This is a genomic window from Desulfovibrio sp., from assembly GCF_047607245.1.
In the GTDB taxonomy this organism is placed as follows: Bacteria; Desulfobacterota; Desulfovibrionia; order Desulfovibrionales; family Desulfovibrionaceae; genus Desulfovibrio.
Window position 1 is genome coordinate 1 of record NZ_JASGDK010000157.1, and the last position, 3,834, is coordinate 3,834.

A 3,834-nucleotide genomic window follows, 5' to 3' on the forward strand; every position below is an offset into this window, starting at 1 on the left:
CCGGAGGCGTTGCCTCCGGGCTTTTTTGATCTGGTTGTGAGGAAAATCAGCAGTTGGCCTTGAGTTCTTCCAGAAAGCCCTCAGGCACGTCAAAGCCCAGTTTTTGGGCTGTTTCCGCCGCTTCCTTGGCCTTGGCGTGTTCGCCCTGGTCAAAGTAGGCCAGCGCCAGGTTGTTCCAGGCAGGGGCAAAGGCGGGTTCTTTTTTAATGATGGCCAGGCACTGTTCTTCGCAGGCCTTGAAGTTGCCCTTCATGAAGTAGGCCGTGGCCAGGGCGTTTTGCGCCTGCACAAAGTTGGGGTCCCACTTGAGAGCCTTGTTCAGGGCTGTAATGGCCTTGTCGGGCTCGCCGCGCTGCAAATGCACAAAGGCAATGTTGCTCCACGGCACAGGGAACTTCGCGCGGCAGTTGGCGGCTTCTTCATTGTAGCGCAGGCAGCCTTCAAGGTCGCCACGCTCAAGGCAGATGCCCCCAAGCTGCACGTAGGCTTCTGCCAGATGCGGAGAATTGCGCACGGCATTCAGAAAAGCCTCTTCAGCGGCAACAAAATCGCGTTTGGTCAGAAGGGCCAGGCCCAGGTTGTAATAATGGTTGGCGCACTGCTCATTATCGGCAATTTCGGCCTTGAGGTCCGCAATGTATTCGTCCAGGTCGTTGTAGCGAGCTTTCATTGGATATGCCCCTCTTTTTTCAAAAGATCATAGTACCAGCGGCAAAAGTCGAAAATGCCCATGTATTTTTCGTCTTTATTGATGACGCCCAGGGCGCATTCCATAGCGCCCTTGCTGTAAGCCTTGCCGTATGGGCCTTTTTTGGCCGCATCGTGCAGAAATTCGTTAATGAGCTGTTGCGTTGTGCGTTTGGAGATGTCCGTGCGCAGGTCAAGAGGATCGTTGGGCTTCTGGAAAGGGTCCCAGTTGTCATAGCCCAGACGGTCCACAAATTTACGACGGCGCGGATTCATGCGGTCATAAATTTCGCGTTTGAGCTTTTCCTGCTCATCGTTGAGTTCTTGCGGCGTGCCGTCCCGAAAGACGGTGGCGGGTATGCTGCCGTACATGCCGTACTCCTTGCTGTGCGTAAAAACGTCTATGAGTGCGAACTTTGGTGCCAGTCCGTCTTCGCGCGTTGTAGCCGCGTTCGCTCGCACTGGCGATTGCAGCTGTGATTGCCTGCGGCTGCTCTAGGCTTTTTCTTTCTTGGCGGGGCCGATGCCCAGGTATGCCTCATCGTAGCGGGTCAGCAGCGCCATTGACAGCGGCACATAAACCTCATGCAGCTCCTTGAAGCGCGACTGAACGGCAGTGGCAATTTCTTTGCTCATATCTTCAAGTCTGATCTGCATTTTGTCCATATGTACCGTGGGGTAGGGTTTGCCTTTTTCAAAGGCCGAGAACCCGCAGACATGCCCCTGGCCGCCTATGGCGGTGGGAACGCCGTAAAGCCGGCACGTAATGGGGCGGGCTTCGTACATAAGGCATTTGTCATCATCGCCAAGCAAGGGGCAGCGCATTTTGATCTTGGCGGCGACAGCCATGATTTCTCCGGGATTTTCGCCGTCTTTTTCTGCCCTGTAAAGTTCGCGCTTGAGGCGGGTGGTGTGGCGATCCAGCTCCGAGGCACGTTCCAGAATGGCCGAGCGTTCAGGCCCATAGCCAAAGGCGGCTTCAAAGGCCTTGTGGATATACATGGCCTCGACCAGAGAAAGATCGAACATGGCGTGGCAGCAGTCGCTACAGCCTTCCTTGCAGGTCACGCACTGCGGACAGGCCTCCCGTACCCGGTCAAACAGGGTATCGGCCTCAGCCCGCAGATTTTCATAGCGGGCAAAAATGGCGGTCAGATCAGGGATCATGGTCATCCTGTGGCTGTGCGGAAGGCGTATGCGGGCCGTCCGGCAGGTGTGCGGCGGGCGAAGCCAGAGGGCTCGCCATTTGCTTGCGGAGTTCCGGTATTGCCTGAATCAGGCTCGCAGTGCCTGTGCGGGCATATGGGGCCTTTTATCAGGGAGTTCAGACAGGCATGCGCCGTGCCGGAAAATTCGCATTCCGCTTGGTATGTAAGTGCCGCCTGGCGCGCGTGCGTCGGGCGGCACAACACTCAGTCTGTGAGTGAGCCAATGGAAAGCCGAAAGGCTTTCCACCATTGCCTAGTTTTCTTCAATGGCAATGGCGCTGACTTCACAGACTTCGACACAGGATTCACAGCCGAGGCATTCTTCGGGGCTCACGGCTTCAGACTTGCCGTCTTTGATTTCGTAAACTTCAACGGGGCAAACGTCTACACATTCGCCACAGCCGATGCACTTATCCACGTCAACATTCACATTGTAACCCATGATGTCCTCCCAATAGGTTGTCTTGCTTGATTGTACAAGCGGGTAAAAATAGCTTGTGCAATTGGATAGCTTTAGCCTACCCCCCTGTCAAGTGTCCTTTGTACTATACCTGAAAAGCCGCGTCGTGGGCTGATTTACAGGTATGCTGCTTGTGATGGACACAAAGACAGGCACTATAATCCCCCTTGTGAAAACATGCTGCAAAAGGGGGTAATTTAGTCCGTCAGGGCACGAGCCTGGCGTAATAGCCCTTGCCATTACGCATTACTTGTAAAAGAACCTGCCCAGCCATACGCTCTCGTCTGAACGCTTGCAGAAGGTCTTCTATTTTGTGTACGGGGCTAGCGCCTACAGCGGTGATAACGTCGCCCTTACGCAGAAACGGCGAGGGCCCTTGCTCGTTGACGCTGCTGACCACTATTCCACTGCCTGTTTGCGCAGCGCTGAATCCCCAACGTTTTTCCATAAGTGCTCGGGCGTTTTCGTCTGTAAAAAGCGCCGGAGCAATTTCTACTGTGACGGGTGCGCCATCTCTGCGCAGACTCAGCCGAAGCTTTGCGTCCGGGGTCTGGTTACGCAGAATATCAAGGTAATCACGCCGGTCACGGACGGGCGTTGTGTTGATGCTGTCCAGAATATCACCGGGGCGTATGTTGGTCTTTTCCGCAGGGGTACCAGAAAAAATCGTGTTAACCAGCACGCCCCGGGCGTCTTTCAGCCCCAGGGCCATAGCTGTCTGCACGTCCACATCCTGCACGTCCAGACCTAGCCATAATGGGGCGACCTTGCCGCTGTCCATAAGGTCAGACATGACCCGGCGAGCCTTGTTGGCGGGAATGGCAAACCCGATGCCTTCGGCGCGGGCATCCACGGCGGTGTTGATTCCTATAAGAACGCCTTCAAGATTCAGCAGCGGGCCGCCGCTGTTGCCCGGATTAATGGCCGCGTCAGTCTGTATGAGGTCGGTAAACGCGTTGGTGCGGTTGCGTATGGTCCTGCCCAGTGCCGAAACCACGCCCGTGGTCACAGTATGGCTGAAGCCAAATGGGTTGCCGATGGCAATGACGGTTTCGCCGGGAAGCACATCATCTGAATCGCCAAGGCGTACCGAGGGCAAATCTTGCGCTCCCTTGATTTCCAACACAGCTATGTCAAAATCCGGGTCGGCCCCGCGCACCGAGGCTGAAAACTCGCGGCCATCCAAAAGGCGCACCGTAACTTCTTCACCGCCCGCTATAACATGGGCGTTGGTGAGCACAAGACCTTTTTTGCCGTCAACAATAACTCCGGTCCCCAGGCTTTCGCGCTTCTGGGTGCGCGGTGAAGCTCCGCCAAAGCCCGGCCCCATGCCGAAACCCGGCCCGAAAAACTGTTCGAGCGGCGAAAGATACTGCCCCTGTATCATGTGCGTGCTGGTGATATTGACCACCGCCGGAGTTACCGACTGAACAGCACGAACCACAGGTGTTATGCGCGGGCTGCCTTCTTGCGGGGCCG

The 3,834-nt window shown here is 55.9% G+C and carries 5 protein-coding genes; all 5 read right to left on the reverse strand.

Features of this window, described 5'->3' with window-relative positions; all coding sequences use genetic code 11:
- Positions 1-46 precede the first annotated feature (46 nt).
- On the reverse strand, positions 47-670 hold the full coding sequence (locus QM579_RS11865; protein ID WP_414999350.1) for a tetratricopeptide repeat protein: 624 nt from the start codon (positions 668-670) through the stop codon (positions 47-49).
- Complete coding sequence (locus QM579_RS11870) at positions 667-1,059, reverse strand: hypothetical protein (RefSeq protein ID WP_183717989.1); 393 nt, start codon at positions 1,057-1,059, stop codon at positions 667-669. Before QM579_RS11870 ends, QM579_RS11865 begins: the two co-directional genes overlap by 4 nt.
- A 123-nt stretch (positions 1,060-1,182) precedes the next feature.
- Entirely contained in the window at positions 1,183-1,854 is a 672-nt protein-coding gene (locus QM579_RS11875; protein ID WP_414999352.1) for a YkgJ family cysteine cluster protein, read from the reverse strand.
- A gap of 294 nt (positions 1,855-2,148) precedes the next feature.
- Positions 2,149-2,337, reverse strand: a complete 189-nt coding sequence (locus tag QM579_RS11880) for a ferredoxin (protein WP_183717991.1) — start codon at positions 2,335-2,337, stop codon at positions 2,149-2,151.
- Positions 2,338-2,560: 223 nt separating this feature from the next.
- Positions 2,561-3,834: trypsin-like peptidase domain-containing protein (locus QM579_RS11885; protein WP_414999351.1), on the reverse strand; the 1,274-nt coding region annotated here is incomplete at its 5' end.

Coding starts and splice junctions, on each gene's coding strand:
- QM579_RS11865 (WP_414999350.1), bottom strand. CDS start 670: ATGAAAGCTCGCTACAACGACCTGGACGAATACATTGCGGACCTCAAG.
- QM579_RS11875 (WP_414999352.1), bottom strand. CDS start 1,854: ATGATCCCTGATCTGACCGCCATTTTTGCCCGCTATGAAAATCTGCGG.
- QM579_RS11870 (WP_183717989.1), bottom strand. CDS start 1,059: ATGTACGGCAGCATACCCGCCACCGTCTTTCGGGACGGCACGCCGCAA.
- QM579_RS11880 (WP_183717991.1), bottom strand. CDS start 2,337: ATGGGTTACAATGTGAATGTTGACGTGGATAAGTGCATCGGCTGTGGC.